Annotated in this window: 11 protein-coding genes, 3 rRNA genes and 1 other annotated feature; all 14 genes read left to right on the forward strand. The window is 42.1% G+C overall.

Annotation, left to right across the window (positions count from 1 at the left end; all coding sequences use genetic code 11):
• The first annotated feature begins 156 nt into the window (after positions 1-156).
• The 14 genes from MHH51_RS00550 to MHH51_RS00615 all read left to right on the forward strand — a co-directional run bounded on the left by MHH51_RS00550 (position 157) and on the right by MHH51_RS00615 (position 18,202).
• Positions 157-1,719: ribosomal RNA gene (locus tag MHH51_RS00550) — 16S ribosomal RNA — on the forward strand.
• Between the two features lie 189 nt (positions 1,720-1,908).
• A 23S ribosomal RNA gene (locus MHH51_RS00555) occupies positions 1,909-4,829 on the forward strand.
• A gap of 138 nt (positions 4,830-4,967) precedes the next feature.
• Positions 4,968-5,083 (forward strand): 5S ribosomal RNA (rrf, locus tag MHH51_RS00560).
• The 16S, 23S and 5S rRNA genes sit together here, the layout of an rRNA operon.
• 319 nt (positions 5,084-5,402) lie before the next feature.
• Positions 5,403-6,089 (forward strand): MgtC/SapB family protein, encoded by a 687-nt coding sequence (locus tag MHH51_RS00565; protein WP_246145191.1) that lies wholly within the window; start codon positions 5,403-5,405, stop codon positions 6,087-6,089.
• Between the two features lie 182 nt (positions 6,090-6,271).
• Positions 6,272-6,739 (forward strand): CtsR family transcriptional regulator, encoded by a 468-nt coding sequence (locus MHH51_RS00570; RefSeq protein WP_147211559.1) that lies wholly within the window; start codon positions 6,272-6,274, stop codon positions 6,737-6,739.
• 24 nt (positions 6,740-6,763) lie between these two features.
• Positions 6,764-7,315: a UvrB/UvrC motif-containing protein gene (locus MHH51_RS00575; RefSeq protein ID WP_339283967.1), complete on the forward strand. Its 552-nt coding sequence runs from the start codon at positions 6,764-6,766 to the stop codon at positions 7,313-7,315.
• Entirely contained in the window at positions 7,312-8,376 is a 1,065-nt protein-coding gene (locus tag MHH51_RS00580; protein ID WP_339283968.1) for a protein arginine kinase, read from the forward strand. The genes MHH51_RS00575 and MHH51_RS00580 overlap by 4 nt, the downstream gene beginning before the upstream one ends.
• A gap of 13 nt (positions 8,377-8,389) precedes the next feature.
• Positions 8,390-10,819, forward strand: coding sequence for an ATP-dependent protease ATP-binding subunit ClpC (clpC, locus tag MHH51_RS00585; RefSeq protein WP_147211556.1), 2,430 nt, complete (start codon positions 8,390-8,392; stop codon positions 10,817-10,819).
• A gap of 227 nt (positions 10,820-11,046) precedes the next feature.
• Entirely contained in the window at positions 11,047-12,420 is a 1,374-nt protein-coding gene (gene radA, locus MHH51_RS00590; RefSeq protein ID WP_339283969.1) for a DNA repair protein RadA, read from the forward strand.
• Positions 12,421-12,581: 161 nt separating this feature from the next.
• On the forward strand, positions 12,582-13,679 hold the full coding sequence (locus tag MHH51_RS00595; RefSeq protein WP_147211554.1) for a PIN/TRAM domain-containing protein: 1,098 nt from the start codon (positions 12,582-12,584) through the stop codon (positions 13,677-13,679).
• Between the two features lie 204 nt (positions 13,680-13,883).
• Positions 13,884-15,353, forward strand: coding sequence for a glutamate--tRNA ligase (gltX, locus tag MHH51_RS00600; protein WP_339283971.1), 1,470 nt, complete (start codon positions 13,884-13,886; stop codon positions 15,351-15,353).
• A gap of 81 nt (positions 15,354-15,434) precedes the next feature.
• Positions 15,435-15,648 (forward strand) — a binding site (T-box leader).
• A 109-nt stretch (positions 15,649-15,757) separates the two neighbouring features.
• The gene (cysE, locus tag MHH51_RS00605) at positions 15,758-16,414 is read left to right on the forward strand and encodes a serine O-acetyltransferase (RefSeq protein WP_147211567.1); all 657 of its coding nucleotides are present in this window, start codon (positions 15,758-15,760) and stop codon (positions 16,412-16,414) included.
• Positions 16,395-17,801, forward strand: a complete 1,407-nt coding sequence (gene cysS / locus MHH51_RS00610) for a cysteine--tRNA ligase (protein ID WP_156987987.1) — start codon at positions 16,395-16,397, stop codon at positions 17,799-17,801. The genes cysE and cysS overlap by 20 nt, the downstream gene beginning before the upstream one ends.
• Positions 17,801-18,202, forward strand: a complete 402-nt coding sequence (locus MHH51_RS00615) for a ribonuclease III domain-containing protein (protein WP_147211551.1) — start codon at positions 17,801-17,803, stop codon at positions 18,200-18,202. The genes cysS and MHH51_RS00615 overlap by 1 nt, the downstream gene beginning before the upstream one ends.
• Positions 18,203-18,217: the final 15 nt, after the last annotated feature.

Consider the following 18,217-nt stretch of genomic DNA (forward strand, 5'->3'; position numbering starts at 1 on the left):
CATGATATATTGATTTGGTCGCCGTTTTTAAAAGCGACAAAGAAATTGCTCTTTGAAAACTGAACAAAACAACCAGTACGAAAGAAGAAAAACACCTCGTTTTTCTTGAATATTTAAGTCAGAAGTTGACTTCTGAAAGCTAAAGAAACAAACACTTTTATGGAGAGTTTGATCTTGGCTCAGGACGAACGCTGGCGGCGTGCCTAATACATGCAAGTCGAGCGCGGGAAGCGGACAGAACTCTTCGGAGGGACGTTCGTGGAACGAGCGGCGGACGGGTGAGTAACACGTAGGCAACCTGCCTGTAAGACTGGGATAACTCGCGGAAACGCGAGCTAATACCGGATAATACTTATCATCTCCTGATGGTAAGTTGAAAGGCGGCTTTTGCTGTCACTTACAGATGGGCCTGCGGCGCATTAGCTAGTTGGTGAGGTAATGGCTCACCAAGGCGACGATGCGTAGCCGACCTGAGAGGGTGATCGGCCACACTGGGACTGAGACACGGCCCAGACTCCTACGGGAGGCAGCAGTAGGGAATCTTCCGCAATGGACGAAAGTCTGACGGAGCAACGCCGCGTGAGTGATGAAGGTTTTCGGATCGTAAAACTCTGTTGTCGGGGAAGAACAAGTATGATAGTAACTGATCGTACCTTGACGGTACCCGACCAGAAAGCCACGGCTAACTACGTGCCAGCAGCCGCGGTAATACGTAGGTGGCAAGCGTTGTCCGGAATTATTGGGCGTAAAGCGCTCGCAGGCGGTTCTTTAAGTCTGATGTGAAATCTTGCGGCTCAACCGTAAACGTGCATTGGAAACTGGAGGACTTGAGTGCAGAAGAGGAGAGTGGAATTCCACGTGTAGCGGTGAAATGCGTAGAGATGTGGAGGAACACCAGTGGCGAAGGCGACTCTCTGGTCTGTAACTGACGCTGAGGAGCGAAAGCGTGGGGAGCGAACAGGATTAGATACCCTGGTAGTCCACGCCGTAAACGATGAGTGCTAGGTGTTAGGGGGTTTCCGCCCCTTAGTGCTGAAGTTAACGCATTAAGCACTCCGCCTGGGGAGTACGGCCGCAAGGCTGAAACTCAAAAGAATTGACGGGGACCCGCACAAGCGGTGGAGCATGTGGTTTAATTCGAAGCAACGCGAAGAACCTTACCAGGTCTTGACATCCTTTGACCGCTCTGGAGACAGAGTTTTCCCTTCGGGGACAAAGTGACAGGTGGTGCATGGTTGTCGTCAGCTCGTGTCGTGAGATGTTGGGTTAAGTCCCGCAACGAGCGCAACCCTTGATCTTAGTTGCCAGCATTTAGTTGGGCACTCTAAGGTGACTGCCGGTGACAAACCGGAGGAAGGTGGGGATGACGTCAAATCATCATGCCCCTTATGACCTGGGCTACACACGTGCTACAATGGACGGAACAAAGGGAAGCAAGCCCGCGAGGTCAAGCAAATCCCATAAAACCGTTCTCAGTTCGGATTGTAGGCTGCAACTCGCCTACATGAAGCCGGAATCGCTAGTAATCGCGGATCAGCATGCCGCGGTGAATACGTTCCCGGGTCTTGTACACACCGCCCGTCACACCACGAGAGTTCGTAACACCCGAAGTCGGTGAGGTAACCTTTTTGGAGCCAGCCGCCGAAGGTGGGACGAATGATTGGGGTGAAGTCGTAACAAGGTAGCCGTATCGGAAGGTGCGGCTGGATCACCTCCTTTCTAAGGATATATAACGGAATTTTGTACTTGGTTGTTTGGTTCAGTTTTGAGAGAGCAATCTCTCTTTTTGTACCTTGAAAACTAAATAAGAGTAACAACGACATCAAACTTTAGAAATAAGGCAAAAAAGCTATTGATATAGCAACACAACTGATTACGAAGTAATCAGCAAACTTATTCCAAAACTTTAGTTAAGTGAATAAGGGCGCACGGTGGATGCCTTGGCACTAGGAGCCGATGAAGGACGGGACTAACACCGATATGCCTCGGGGAGTTGTAAGTAAACTTTGATCCGGGGATTTCCGAATGGGGGAACCCACTGTTCGTAATGGGACAGGACATCTATCTGAATACATAGGGTAGATGAGGCAGACCCGGGGAACTGAAACATCTCAGTACCTGGAGGAAGAGAAAGAAAAATCGATTTCCTGAGTAGCGGCGAGCGAAACGGAAAGAGCCCAAACCAAGAAGCTTGCTTCTTGGGGTTGTAGGACACTCCATTGGAGTTACAAAGAAATTCTTTAAACGAATCGACTTGGAAAGGTCAGCCGAAGAAGGTAACAGCCCTGTAGTTGAAAAGGAATTTCCTCCGGAGTGTATCCTGAGTACGGCGGAACACGTGGAATTCCGTCGGAATCCGGGAGGACCATCTCCCAAGGCTAAATACTACCTAGTGACCGATAGTGAACCAGTACCGTGAGGGAAAGGTGAAAAGCACCCCGGAAGGGGAGTGAAATAGAACCTGAAACCGTGTGCCTACAAGTAGTCGGAGCCCGTTAATGGGTGACGGCGTACCTTTTGTAGAATGGACCGGCGAGTTACGATTGTATGCAAGGTTAAGTGGAAGACACGGAGCCGTAGCGAAAGCGAGTCTGAATAGGGCGAATGAGTATGCGGTCGTAGACCCGAAACCGTGTGATCTACCCATGTCCAGGGTGAAGGTCAGGTAACACTGACTGGAGGCCCGAACCCACGTATGTTGAAAAATGCGGGGATGAGGTGTGGGTAGCGGTGAAATTCCAATCGAACACGGAGATAGCTGGTTCTCTCCGAAATAGCTTTAGGGCTAGCCTCAAGATCGTGAGTACTGGAGGTAGAGCACTGATTGGACTAGGGGCCCCTACCGGGTTACCGAATTCAGTCAAACTCCGAATGCCAGTTACTTCAACTTGGGAGTCAGACTATGGGTGATAAGGTTCATAGTCGAAAGGGAAACAGCCCAGACCGCCAGCTAAGGTCCCAAAGTATACGTTAAGTGGAAAAGGATGTGGCGTTGCACAGACAACCAGGATGTTGGCTTAGAAGCAGCCATCATTGAAAGAGTGCGTAATAGCTCACTGGTCGAGTGACGCTGCGCCGAAAATGTACCGGGGCTAAACGTATCACCGAAGCTGCGGATTGTTCTTACGAACAATGGTAGGAGAGCGTTCAAAGTGCAGAGAAGTCAGACCGTGAGGACTGGTGGAGCGCTTTGAAGTGAGAATGCCGGTATGAGTAGCGAAAAAAGAGTGAGAATCTCTTTCACCGAATGCCTAAGGTTTCCTGAGGAAGGCTCGTCCTCTCAGGGTTAGTCGGGACCTAAGCCGAGGCCGACAGGCGTAGGCGATGGACAACAGGTTGATATTCCTGTACCACCTCATGATTGTTTGAACAATGGGGGGACGCAGGAGGATAAGGAGTGCGCACTGATGGATGTGCGTCCAAGCATGCGAGGAAGTCAGATAGGCAAATCCGTCTGACATATTTCTGAGCTGTGATGGGGAGGGAAATAGAGTACCGAAGTTCCTGATTTCACACTGCCAAGAAAAGCCTCTAGTTAGATCATAGGTGCCCGTACCGCAAACCGACACAGGTAGGCGAGGAGAGAATCCTAAGGTGAGCGGGAGAACTCTCGTTAAGGAACTCGGCAAAATGACCCCGTAACTTCGGGAGAAGGGGTGCTCACTTGTGAGTGAGCCGCAGTGAATAGGCCCAAGCGACTGTTTAGCAAAAACACAGGTCTCTGCGAAGCCGAAAGGCGAAGTATAGGGGCTGACACCTGCCCGGTGCTGGAAGGTTAAGGGGAAGAGTTAGCTCTTCGGAGCGAAGCTTTGAACCGAAGCCCCAGTAAACGGCGGCCGTAACTATAACGGTCCTAAGGTAGCGAAATTCCTTGTCGGGTAAGTTCCGACCCGCACGAAAGGTGCAACGACTTGGGCACTGTCTCAACGAGAGACCCGGTGAAATTATACTATGCGTGAAGATGCGCATTACCCGCGACAGGACGGAAAGACCCCGTGGAGCTTTACTGTAGCCTGATATGGAATGTTTGTGCAGTTTGTACAGGATAGGTGGGAGCCTTTGAAGCGTGAGCGCCAGCTTACGTGGAGGCACCCGTGGGATACCACCCTAACTGTATGACCATTCTAACCCAGGACCGTAATCCGGTTCGGAGACAGTGTCAGGCGGGCAGTTTGACTGGGGCGGTCGCCTCCTAAAAGGTAACGGAGGCGCCCAAAGGTTCCCTCAGAATGGTTGGAAATCATTCGTAGAGTGTAAAGGCAGAAGGGAGCTTGACTGCGAGACCTACAAGTCGAGCAGGGACGAAAGTCGGGCTTAGTGATCCGGTGGTTCCGCATGGAAGGGCCATCGCTCAACGGATAAAAGCTACCCCGGGGATAACAGGCTTATCTCCCCCAAGAGTTCACATCGACGGGGAGGTTTGGCACCTCGATGTCGGCTCATCGCATCCTGGGGCTGTAGTCGGTCCCAAGGGTTGGGCTGTTCGCCCATTAAAGCGGTACGCGAGCTGGGTTCAGAACGTCGTGAGACAGTTCGGTCCCTATCCGTCGTGGGCGTTGGAAGTTTGAGAGGAGCTGTCCTTAGTACGAGAGGACCGGGATGGACACACCGCTGGTGTACCAGTTGTTCCGCCAGGAGCATAGCTGGGTAGCTACGTGTGGAAAGGATAAGTGCTGAAAGCATCTAAGCATGAAGCCCCCCTCAAGATGAAACTTCCCATCACTTCAAGTGAGTAAAATCCCTCAGAGACGATGAGGTTGATAGGTCCGAGGTGGAAGCGTGGCGACACGTGCAGCTGACGGATACTAATCGATTGAGGACTTATCTAAGTTTTTTGATGTCACGTTACTCTTATTTAGTTTTCAGGGTGCAAATTTAAAAAAAGTGTTGCATTTTTATTCTGAAGTGCATATAATATAACTTGTCCTTGTTTTTAAGGAAACATCTTCAAGTTACATATTGTATTGTCTGGTGGCGATAGCGAAGAGGTCACACCTGTTCCCATGCCGAACACAGAAGTTAAGTTCTTCAGCGCCAATGGTAGTTGGGGGCTTCCCCCTGCGAGAGTAGGACGTTGCCAGGCACATTAAAAAAGAGTTAAGCTTATGCTTAACTCTTTTTTGTATTCTTAAACCTTCTATATTAAATTTGGAATCATAAAATAATTAAATAAGCTTATTAAAAAAAGTAATCCAGAATAGATAATAAAATTTTCTTATTAGCAAATTAAAAGGATTAGAATATAATGGAAGTTAGACATGATAAAATTTAAAAATGATATTTTTGAGAGAGGAGATGGAGACAAGCTATTCTTTTCTATATATTCGAATATGCATAAAAGATGAAACGATCACGTAAAGATATAATTGCATTTTAAATTCTATACAAAGGAGTAAGTAAAATTGGAACAATTCATTGGTGGTGATTTTCTTGTTATTGTATCACGTTTATTTATTGCTTTGATATTATCTGGTTTAATTGGTTTTGAACGAGAAATTAATAATCATTCAGCTGGGTTCCGTACGCATATACTAGTAGGAGTAGGATCCTGTTTAATGATGATTTTATCAATTTTTGGTTTTATCGCTTTCATGGAACAATATGATAATATTCGATTCGATCCTGCCCGTATCCCTTCTTATGTAATTAGCGGTATCGGCTTTCTGGGAGCAGGTACAATTATTGTTTACGGAGGAACTATCAAAGGGTTAACAACAGCTGCTTCTATATGGGCTGTAGCAGGTATTGGATTAGTTGTCGGAGCCGGTATGTACAGCGTTGCTATTGTAACAACGCTTATTATTCTTGTCAGTTTAATTTTTTTAAATCAAATAGAGCATTTCTTCCCCCGATTTAAATCAAGCAATTTTATTGAGATTATTGCATCAGAGGAATTTGAAATACATGAAGCAGTAAAGTCAATTGAAAAGAATCATTTTAATATTAAACAAATGGAGATAAAATTGTTGGAAGGTAATCAACGCAGAATTCATATGTGGACAAATATGAAGGGGAATAAAAATTTAATTTATTTATTTGATGATATATCCAAGCTTCCAGGAGTGGTAAATATAACAAAACGAAGTTAAAATTTAAATATTTTCATAGAGTTTCTATAATTATGTTTTGATTTCTTGTCTGTTTGTCAAAAATAGAAATACCATCCATTTGCAACTTAAAGAATTTATATTATAATAAAGTCATAGTCAAAGTTAGTCAAAGTCAAAGGAACTGATTTATCGAATAAATTATTTGATTTGAGGTGCGAAGGATGAGTAACATTTCAGATATCATTGAACAATATTTGAAAAAAGTATTACAGGCAGAGGAGCAGCAAGCTATCGAAATTAAAAGAAGTGAAATTGCAGATCAATTTCAATGTGTACCTTCTCAAATAAATTATGTGATTAATACACGATTTACTGTGGAGAAGGGGTATATTGTGGAAAGTAAGCGCGGGGGTGGCGGTTATATTCGGATTATGCGTATACGTCATCAGAATCAATCAGAGTTAATCGATGAGATTATATTTTTAATCGGTGATTCGATCCCCCAACGTGCTGCCTTAGATATTTTAGATCGGCTTTTAGAGGAGGAGCTGATTACAGCACGTGAAGCAAAGTTAATGTTAGCAAGTATTGATAGAACAACATTGGCTTTTCAATTACCATTACGTGATGAATTGCGTGCACGTATACTCAAATCTGCATTAACTGCTCTTAAGTATTTGAACGATTAATTACCTGAAGGGGAGGAGCGTCGTATGGAATGCCAGGAATGCCGTGAAAGAAAGGCTACATTACATTTTAAACATATAATAAATGGCCAGGAGAAAAAAATCAGTCTTTGTGAAGTATGTGCCAAGAAGAAAGGGTATTTAAGCTATCCAGAAGAAGGATATTCTTTAAACGACCTTTTATCAGGGCTGTTCCAAAAGGATGGATTAAATTTGAGCTCTGCAGGAACAACAAAATCCAATCAGTCCCAAGAACTGAAATGCCCCTCTTGCGGCAGAACGTTTAGTGAATTTAAAAAGGCCGGGAAATTTGGCTGTGCAAATTGTTATGCTTCCTTTGGATCCAAGGTAGAACCAATTTTACGGCGTGTACATGCTGGAAATACAAAGCATACTGGCAGGATACCAAAGCGTGCAGGAAAGTATATACAGCAAAAACAATTAATTTCTTCTCATAAAGAAGAGTTAAAACAGCTGATTGAAGAAGAAGAGTTTGAAAAGGCAGCTGTTCTTCGTGATAAAATCAGAGAACTGGAGAAAGAAAATCACCAAAATAAGGAAGCGGGTGATAACACGTGACATTAGAATCATTTATAAACGAAGCGATTAGCCCATGGATGCTGAAGGATGGTCCAGATAAAGATATAGTGATGAGCAGCCGCGTTCGTTTAGCCCGCAACTTTGCTGATCAATTGTACCCGACATCCGGTAATCAAGAAGCATTAGAAGAAGTACTGCAGTTTATTAAGAAAAATTATACTCAGCAGGAAGATACGGAGCAGGATTCCATTTCATTTATACCAATGAATAATTTAAATATGATTGAAAAACTTGTTTTGGTGGAAAAACACTTAATAAGTCCACATTTAATTAAGCATAGTGATCATGCGGCTGTGTTATTATCTGCACAGGAGCAGACTTCGATTATGGTAAATGAAGAGGACCATTTGCGTATCCAGGTGTATTATCCAGGTCTACAGCTGAAAAAAGCATTGGAGGAAGCATACTACTTAGATGATTGGCTGGAAGAAAAGGCCGACTATGCATTCGACGAGACAAAAGGTTACCTCACCAGTTGTCCTACAAATATTGGAACTGGGATGCGAGCTTCTATTATGATGCATTTACCTGCTCTCGTGCTGACAAAGCAAATTAATCGGCTGATTCCCGCAATCAACCAGCTAGGTCTTGTTGTCAGAGGGATATATGGTGAGGGCAGTGAGGCAAGAGGAAATATATTTCAAATATCAAATCAGATTACGCTGGGCAAATCGGAAGAGGACATTATAGAAGATTTGGAGAGCATTGTTAATCAGCTCGTGGAGCATGAACGCATGGCTCGTGTATATATTTACGAACAATCAGAGATTAGCCTGGAGGATCGCGTCTTCCGTTCATATGGAACATTAAAAAATAGCAGGATAATTGATTCAAAGGAAGCTGCGATTTGTATTTCAAATTTGCGTTTAGGTATAGATTTAGGCATAATAGAAAACATTTCCGAGAATATACTGAATGAGCTGATGGTTTTAACACAACCTGGATTCCTGCAACATTATGCTAATAAAGCATTACGCTCTGATGAACGTGATATTCGAAGGGCTTCCATCATTCGTGAAAGATTAAATTTGAAAAAGTAGGAGGAAATAACATATGATGTTTGGTCGCTTTACAGAGAGAGCACAAAAGGTATTAGCATTATCTCAAGATGAGGCTGTACGATTAGGCCATAATAATATTGGAACAGAGCATATTCTTCTTGGTTTGGTACGTGAAGGAGAAGGCATAGCTGCGAAAGCATTGCAATCTCTCGGCTTGGAAGTATCTAAAATTCAAGAAGAAGTTGAAAAGCTGATTGGTGTTGGCAAGCAGCCTTCTCAATCCATTCATTATACTCCCAGAGCGAAGAAGGTCGTTGAATTATCTCAGGATGAAGCAAGGAAGCTGGGCCACTCTTATGTTGGAACAGAGCATATTCTCTTAGGTTTAATCCGTGAAGGAGAAGGAGTTGCTGCCCGTGTTTTAAATAACCTTGGTGTAAGCTTAAATAAAGCCCGGCAGCAGGTGCTTCAGCTCTTAGGGAGTAATGAGTCCCAGGCAGGGCGTCAAGGGCGCACAGGGCAACAGACAAACGCAAGCACCCCTACTTTAGATTCTTTAGCCCGTGATTTGACGGTCAGTGCGAAAGAAGGGAAGATAGACCCTGTTATTGGACGCTCCAAGGAAATTGAACGAGTTATTCAAGTACTGAGCCGCCGAACTAAAAACAACCCTGTACTTATTGGTGAGCCCGGTGTCGGCAAGACTGCTGTTGCAGAAGGATTAGCACAGCAAATTATTGATAATGAGGTTCCGGAAACGCTGCGCGATAAACGTGTGATGACATTAGATATGGGTACTGTTGTTGCAGGAACAAAATATCGTGGTGAGTTTGAGGACCGCTTGAAAAAAGTAATGGAAGAGATTCGTCAATCAGGGAACGTTATTTTATTCATTGATGAGCTCCATACCCTTATTGGTGCCGGTGGAGCAGAGGGTGCAATTGATGCATCTAATATTCTTAAGCCATCACTTGCCCGCGGAGAATTACAATGTATTGGAGCAACGACATTAGATGAGTACCGGAAATACATTGAAAAGGATGCTGCATTAGAGCGCCGGTTCCAGCCAATTCAGGTGGATGAACCGACACTTGATGAAACAATTCAAATTTTAAAAGGCTTAAGAGACCGCTATGAAGCGCATCATCGTGTAACAATTACAGATGAGGCAATTGAAGCAGCAGCAACCTTATCTGATCGATATATTACGGACCGTTTCCTGCCGGATAAGGCAATTGATTTAATTGATGAAGCTGGTTCAAAAGTACGCTTGAACTCATATACTGTTCCGCCAAACTTAAAAGAGCTGGAACAGAAATTAGAAGAGGTAAGAAAAGAAAAAGATGCTGCAGTACAAAGTCAGGAATTTGAAAAGGCAGCATCACTAAGAGATTCTGAACAGCGTTATCGGGAAAACCTTGAGAAAACAAAGGATGAGTGGAAGGAAAAGCAGGGGCAGACCGATTCTGAAGTAACCATGGAGGATATTGCTGCAGTTGTATCAATTTGGACAGGAGTTCCTGTTTCTAAACTGACGAAGGATGAGAGTGAGCGTCTGCTGAACATGGAAGAAATTCTTCATGATCGTGTTATTGGTCAATCCGAAGCAGTAAATGCTGTAGCAAAAGCAATTCGCCGTGCCCGCGCCGGGTTAAAAGATCCAAAACGTCCAATTGGCTCTTTCATATTCCTTGGGCCAACTGGTATCGGTAAAACAGAGCTTGCCCGTGCGCTTGCAGAAGTAATGTTTGCCGATGAAGATGCTATGATCCGCATTGATATGTCTGAGTACATGGAAAGGCATGCGACTTCCCGTTTAGTTGGGTCTCCTCCAGGCTATGTAGGTTATGAAGAGGGAGGACAATTAACAGAAAGAGTCCGCCGTAAACCATATTCTGTTGTTCTGCTGGATGAAGTGGAAAAAGCACATCCAGAAGTCTTTAACATTCTCTTGCAGGTACTTGAGGATGGCAGGTTGACGGATTCAAAAGGAAGAGTTGTTGATTTCCGTAATACTGTTATCATCATGACTTCTAATGTTGGAGCAAGCGAATTGAAGCGTAATAAATACGTCGGTTTCACATTAGATAATGAAGAAAGACAGCATCAGGATATGAAATCAAAGGTTCTGGACGAATTGAAAAAGGCATTCCGCCCAGAATTCCTAAATCGTATTGATGAGACCATCGTGTTCCATTCCTTGGAGAAAAAACACATGAAGGATATTGCATCATTAATGCTGAAACAGCTACAAAAACGCTTAGAAGAGCAAGACTTAACACTTTCTCTTACAGATAAAGCGATTGAAAAAATTGCTAATGAAGGCTTTGATCCAGAGTATGGTGCCCGTCCACTGAGACGCTCTATTCAAAGTAATATTGAGAATTTATTGTCAGAAGAGCTTTTAAAAGGTAACATTCAAAAAGAGCAAAAGGTAAAAATAGGCTTAAACAGCAAAGGAGAATTTATTATCCTTTCTTAAAAAGGACTTCCTAATAAAGTATCAAAAGCTAGAAGAACATGGTTCTTCTAGCTTTTCTCCATTATATTGAAAAAACTTGTGGCATAAATATGGAAGATAGTTTTTTAATTTGATGCTTTCCTGTAACCTATGAAAACCAGAAATAGTCTATAATAAGAAATATGGGTGGTTTCATGTATAGTGAATTGCATTAGACATGGAACATTGATTGAAGGAGGTTGCAAACGTTGGCAAAAAGGAAAACAAAATTTGTCTGTCAAGAATGTGGTTATGAATCGGCTAAGTGGATGGGAAAATGTCCAGCTTGCCATCAATGGAATACAATGGTAGAAGAAATTGAAGCTGCTGCTGTAAAAGGCAGAACAGGATATATGTCTGGTATAACCTCCTCACAAAAGCCTGAAAAAATCACCTCTATTGAATCGAAGAAGGAACCGCGTGTGACAACGAAAATGAGGGAATTTAATCGTGTGCTGGGCGGAGGCGTTGTTTTAGGATCACTGGTTTTAATTGGCGGAGATCCGGGTATTGGAAAATCAACCCTCTTATTACAAATATCTGCACAGCTGGCGGAGAAAGATTTACCGGTTCTTTATGTTTCAGGTGAAGAATCTACAAGACAAACAAAATTACGTGCAGACCGGTTAGATATAAAAACAGATAAACTGTATGTATTATCAGAAACAAATTTAATGGATATAAGCAGACAGATAGAAGAAATTAACCCCTCCTTTGTCGTTGTTGATTCTATTCAAACCATTTTTAAAGAAGAGATAACAAGTGCGCCCGGCAGTGTTTCACAGGTTAGAGAATGTACAATGGAGCTTATGAAAATTGCGAAGACCAAAGGTATTCCTATTTTTATTGTCGGTCATGTAACCAAAGAAGGCTCCATTGCAGGTCCCCGTTTATTAGAGCATATGGTAGATGCTGTATTGTACTTTGAAGGAGAACGACATCACACTTATCGTATTTTAAGAGGTGTGAAGAACCGTTTTGGAAGTACAAATGAAATGGGGATTTTTGAGATGAAGGAGGAAGGATTACGTGAAGTAATGAACCCTTCTGAAATCTTCCTGGAAGAAAGATCTCAAGGTGCTGCCGGATCGACTGTTGTTGCTTCGATGGAAGGAACGCGGCCGGTTTTAGTAGAAATACAGGCATTGATTTCACCGACAAGCTTTGGTAATCCGCGCAGGACGGCCACAGGGGTAGATCATAATCGGGTACCGCTTTTGATGGCTGTATTGGAAAAACGCGTCGGGCTTATGCTGCAAAATCAAGACGCTTATATTAAAGTAGCAGGTGGTGTAAAGCTGGACGAGCCGGCTATTGATTTAGCACTTGCGGTCAGTATTGCATCAAGCTTCCGGGATCAGCCGACAAAGCCAAATGATATTTTTATAGGAGAGGTTGGCCTTACAGGGGAAATTCGTCGTGTATCCCGTATTGAACAACGGGTACAGGAGTCTGCAAAATTAGGATTTAAGCGGGTAATTTGTCCGAAAAATAATTTAGACGGCTGGAATTATCCAGCAGGTATCGAAGTAATTGGTGTTTCCAATGTGCAGGAAGCTTTAGAAATTGGATTACATCAGTAGAGTTTTAAGAAAATGTTCAAAAAGTGCTGTGGCTGCTCATCCCATCGAAATTTGCGGGTCCGTTTTTTGAACATAAACTTTTCGAAGAATTCCAATCAGGTTAGCATATATTACGCATCATTTGGTAATACTACTAATACTAGTCAGGAGGTGTAAAGGAATTGATGAAAAAAGTAGTACACTTATTTTTTATTATATTGGGCGGTACCATGGGGTATCTCTATCTTCCGGCGATCGTTCAGTTATTAAACGTTTCTGAATCAAGCTGGTTAACTTCATCTATTTTGGGAATGATTGTTGGAGCTATTATATTTTTTATCTTGTCTTATTTACTAGTAAACTATATTGTGAATTTCTTTCGTTGGGTGGAAGATGCACTGGTCAAATTACCAGCCATGGATTTGTTTTTTGGCAGTATTGGATTAATTGTCGGTTTAGTTATAGCTTACTTTGTTAATATGCCTTTGCAAGATATGAGCATTCGTATTTTTTCGCAGGTTTTGCCGCTTTTCATTATGATTATACTTGGTTACTTAGGTTTCCAGGTTGGTTTTCGCCGGCGTGAGGAATTTATGAATATACTCAAACCTGCGAAAAAGGACAAGCGCCGCAGCAATGATGAAGAGGATGCGGATTCAAATGTGCAGTATCCAAGCCCTAAAATTTTAGATACAAGCGTGATTATCGATGGGCGGATTGCAGATATTTGTCAGACAAACTTTTTAGAGGGAACAATCGTTATTCCTCAGTTTGTACTCGGTGAATTACAGCATATCGCAGATTCATCCGATGCGTTGAAACGGAATCGGGGCAGACGCGGATTAGATATCTTGAACAGAATTCAGAAAGAGCTCGCTGTAAAAGTTGAAATCTATGAAGGCGATTTTGAAGATATTCCAGAAGTGGACAGCAAGCTGATTAAGCTGGCAAAAGTCATTGACGGGATTGTCGTGACAAATGATTTTAATTTAAATAAAGTATGTGACTTTCAGGGAGTGTCTGTTTTAAATATTAATGATCTTGCCAATGCAGTGAAGCCGGTTGTACTTCCGGGGGAAGAGCTGCATGTTCAAGTAATTAAAGACGGGAAAGAGCACAATCAGGGTGTTGCTTATTTAGATGATGGAACGATGATTGTTGTAGAAGAAGGCAGAGATTATATCGGCAAAAATATTGAGGTTGTTATTACGAGTGTTTTACAAACCTCTGCTGGCCGGATGATTTTTGCAAAACCAAAATTACTTGAAAAAGCTTTATAAAAAGGGTATAACTGATAAAGGATAAAAAAAGTGATAACATGGATATGTTATCACTTTTCGTATAGAACTTGTTAATAGGATAAAGATAGGGGAGCCCCTCTTCTGACAGGTGTTCAAAAAAGATTTCTATTAGATTTTTTGAACAGTTTCTCCGGAAAAACAGGCAGCGAAGCGATTTTATAAACAATGAAGGAGGCATTTTAAATGAGTAAGGAAGTTCGTGTACGTTATGCACCCAGTCCTACAGGGCATTTGCACATTGGTAATGCTCGTACGGCTTTATTTAATTATTTATATGCAAAACATTTTGATGGAAAATTTATTATTCGCACAGAAGATACAGATGATAAAAGAAATGTAGAAGGCGGCGAAGAGAGTCAGTTAAAATATTTAAAATGGCTCGGTCTGGAATGGGATGAAGGAGCAGATATCGGCGGGGATTACGGTCCTTACCGTCAAACAGAACGCTTAGATATTTATCAAAAGTACGTAGATGAACTGCTTGAGCGAGATTTAGCCTATAAATGCTACATGACAGAAGAAGAGCTGGAAGCAGAACGAGAAGAGCAGCGTACTAATGGACAAGTCCCTAAATACGCTGGAAAACATAGTAACTTAACAGAGGAAGAAATTCGGAGCTTTGAAGAGGAAGGCAGGAAACCGAGTATCCGTATTCGTGTTCCTAAAAATAAAACATATACCTTCCAGGATATCGTTCGTGGAGAAATCACATTTGAATCGAGTGATTTTGGCGACTGGGTCATTGTAAAGAAAAATGGTATTCCAACTTATAATTTTGCCGTAGCTATTGATGATCATTTTATGGAAATTACCGATGTATTGCGTGGAGAAGAGCATATCTCTAATACACCCAAGCAAATGATGGTCTATGATGCATTTGGATGGACAGCACCGCGTTACGGGCATATGACATTAATTCTTAATGAAGAACGTAAAAAGCTGAGTAAACGTGATGAGCATATCCTGCAGTTTATTGAGCAATACCGTAATCTGGGCTACCTTCCAGAAGCGATGTTTAACTTCATCAGCTTACTTGGATGGTCTCCGGTTGGCGAAGAAGAGATGTTTAGCCAGGATGAACTGATCGAAATATTCGATCCGGAACGGTTATCTACTTCTGCTGCTATTTTTGACCAGCATAAATTGAAATGGATGAACAATGAATATATTAAGAAATCAGATTTAAGCCGTGTAATTGACTTAGCATTGCCGCATTTAATTGAAGCAGGTAAGCTTCCTGAAGATATGGACGAGAAGACACGCGAATGGGCAGAAAATGTAATTAGCTTATATCGCGAACAATTACGCTATGGAGCAGAAATTGTAGAGTTGACAGAGCTGTTTTTCCAAGAGGATATTTCATATGGTGAAGCAGAGCGGGAAATCCTGAGTGAAGAACAGGTTCCAGAAGTATTACAGGTATTCACAGATAAATTAATCCATTTAGAGTCGTTTGATAAAGATTCAATTAAAGCGCAATTTAAAGCAACCCAAAAAGAAACAGGACATCGCGGTAAGAAACTTTTCATGCCTATCCGTGTGGCGACAACGGGACAAATGCACGGTCCGGAGCTGCCTTTTGCTATTGAATTATTAGGAAGAGATATTATCGTGAAGCGTTTGGATAAATTATTAAAGGAAATGGGAGCTTAAGAGTTCACATTTCTCACGTTATATAATATATTATCTTTATAAGATACGCCTATGATATGATGTCTATAAAAATCAAATAAATTTAAAACGTTGAAGAGGTAAAGTAAAAATGAATTTCTTACCCAGAGAGAATCACATTTGCTGCGAGTGATTTTAAGATTTCTTTTTGAAGTGCGCCTCCGAGTCTATTGTGGAACATAAAGTACATGATAGCGGTTCTCTGCCGTTAACAGAGCAAAGTGGAGAGGGATTTTTCTCTCTGAACAGAGTGGGACCGCGCAAAAGCGTCTCTGTGTTTGAATAACACAGAGGCGCTTTTCTTTTATTCAATAGAGGAAATGACGACACTCATGTTGTGAAAATATTTTAAACAAAAGGGGCTGTATATTGTGGTCTTTCGAAGAATGAAGGAGGATATGGAGGTTGTATTTGAACAAGATCCGGCCGCTCGAACATATTTTGAAGTTATGTTAACTTATTCTGGGGTACATGCAATATGGGCTCATCGCATAGCTCATTGGCTGTATAATAAGAACTTGAAATTTCTGGCTCGTTTTATTTCGCAATTCTCCCGTTTTATAACCGGTATTGAAATACATCCAGGGGCAAGAATAGGAAGACGATTGTTTATTGATCATGGAATGGGCGTTGTCATTGGAGAGACGTGTGAAATAGGGGATAATGTCACAATCTTTCAGGGAGTAACGCTTGGCGGAACAGGTAAAGAACAAGGTAAACGGCACCCCACGATTGAAGACAATGCGATGATATCGACAGGTGCCAAAGTACTTGGGGCAATTACTATTGGAGAGAACTCAAAAGTAGGAGGAGGCTCCGTCGTATTAAAAGATGTTCCTGCTAATTCTACAGTTGTCGGTGTTCCCGGCCAAGTGGTAGTCCAAGATGGAATAAGACTGAACAGGGATCTGGATCATCAGAACATTCCAGATCCGGTTTCGGAAAAATGCAGTGATTTACAAGACCAGATTACAGAACTAAAAGCGGAAATCGAGCTTTTAAAGAAAGGAAGAATAAACAATCATGACGATCCAAATATATAACACGTTAACAAGACAGAAAGAGGATTTCAAACCAATTGAACCAGGAAAAGTGTCTATGTACGTTTGCGGGCCCACCGTATATAACTATATCCATATTGGAAATGCACGTCCTGCCATTGTATTTGATACAGTACGGAGATATTTTGAATATAGGGGCTTTGATGTTCGTTATGTTCTTAATTTCACAGATGTAGACGATAAAATTATTAAAGCAGCCAAGGAAGCGGGGGAAGAGGTAGGTACGCTTGCTGATCGGTTTATTGATGCTTATTTAGAAGATGTGAAATCACTGGGTGTGAAAAAGGCAACCCAAAATCCGCGTGTTATGGATTCGATGGAAGAAATTATAGTCTTTATCAAAGAATTAGTTGACAAAGGCTATGCTTATGAAGCGGGCGGAGATGTGTATTTCAAGCCGCGCTCCTTTGAAGGATATGGAAAGCTTTCTCATCAATCTATTGATGAATTGCGTTCTGGCGCCCGCATTCAAGTCGGCGAGAAAAAAGAAGATCCTTTAGACTTTGCTTTATGGAAAAAAGCAAAAGAAGGAGAAATTGCATGGGATTCTCCTTGGGGAGAAGGGCGCCCGGGCTGGCATATTGAATGCTCAGCGATGGCGAAGAAATATTTAGGTGAAACAATTGATATTCATGCAGGAGGGCAGGACTTAACCTTCCCGCATCATGAGAATGAAATTGCACAATCCGAAGCACATAATGATAAAACCTTTGCAAACTACTGGATGCATAACGGCTATATTAATATTGACAATGAAAAAATGTCGAAATCACTCGGTAATTTTGTGCTTGCACGTGATTTAATTGAAAAGCACGATCCGAAAGTATTACGTTTCTTTATGCTTTCCGTACATTATCGCAACCCGATTAATTTCACAGAAGAATTATTAGAAAGTGCTAAAACAAGCTTGGAAAGAATTGAAACAGCTTATCACAATTTAGGACATCGCCGTAAAGCAAGCATGGATCTAAGAGAGGATAATAAAGAATGGCTGGCCCGTATTGAGGACCGTAAAAAACGGTTTGAAGCAGAGATGGATGATGACTTTAATACAGCGAATGCAATTTCCATTCTATTTGATTTATCTAAAGAGGCGAATGTTTATGTACAGGAGGAGCAAACAGCAAAAGAGGTGATTGATGCCTTTCGTGAAACGATTGACTCCATGCTCCAGGTATTAGGAATTGACATCAAAAATGAACAGGAAGAGCTTTTGGATGAAATTATCGAAGCGTTGATTGCGGAACGGAACGAGGCGCGTAAAAATCGTAATTTTGCCCGTGCAGATGAAATACGTGATCAATTGAAGAACGAAAAAATCATCTTAGAGGATACGCCGCAGGGTGTAAGATGGAAAAGAGGTAAATAATGAAAGACAGTGATGTCAGACAGATGAAAAGCCTCGCTCTGGCGTATATTGGTGATGCAATTTATGAAGTATATGTACGTGAGCTATTATTAGAGCGGGGAACCATTAAACCGAATCAATTACATCAGGAAGCTATTCAATATGTATCTGGCAAGTCACAGGCAAAGGTTATTCTCCATTGGCTGGAGGATAACCTTTTAACAGAAGAAGAAAGCAAAGTAGTAATCCGGGGAAGAAATGCCAAATCGGGCAGTACGCCTAAAAATATCAGTGTACAGACTTATCGGTACAGTACAGCGTTTGAAGCGTTGATTGGCTATCACTATTTATTAAAAAATGAGCAAAGGCTGCAGGAATTAATGACAAAAGCAGTGGATTTTTTAGAAGAAGGGAGTGCTTGAAGTGACACAGGAAAA

The sequence above is a fragment of the Oceanobacillus sp. FSL K6-3682 genome, assembly GCF_037976165.1.
Lineage (GTDB): Bacteria > Bacillota > Bacilli > Bacillales > Amphibacillaceae > Oceanobacillus > Oceanobacillus sojae.

Coding starts and splice junctions, on each gene's coding strand:
- cysE (WP_147211567.1), top strand. CDS start 15,758: ATGAAGGAGGATATGGAGGTTGTATTTGAACAAGATCCGGCCGCTCGA.
- MHH51_RS00570 (WP_147211559.1), top strand. CDS start 6,272: ATGAGTAACATTTCAGATATCATTGAACAATATTTGAAAAAAGTATTA.
- cysS (WP_156987987.1), top strand. CDS start 16,395: ATGACGATCCAAATATATAACACGTTAACAAGACAGAAAGAGGATTTC.
- clpC (WP_147211556.1), top strand. CDS start 8,390: ATGATGTTTGGTCGCTTTACAGAGAGAGCACAAAAGGTATTAGCATTA.
- gltX (WP_339283971.1), top strand. CDS start 13,884: ATGAGTAAGGAAGTTCGTGTACGTTATGCACCCAGTCCTACAGGGCAT.
- MHH51_RS00575 (WP_339283967.1), top strand. CDS start 6,764: ATGGAATGCCAGGAATGCCGTGAAAGAAAGGCTACATTACATTTTAAA.
- MHH51_RS00615 (WP_147211551.1), top strand. CDS start 17,801: ATGAAAGACAGTGATGTCAGACAGATGAAAAGCCTCGCTCTGGCGTAT.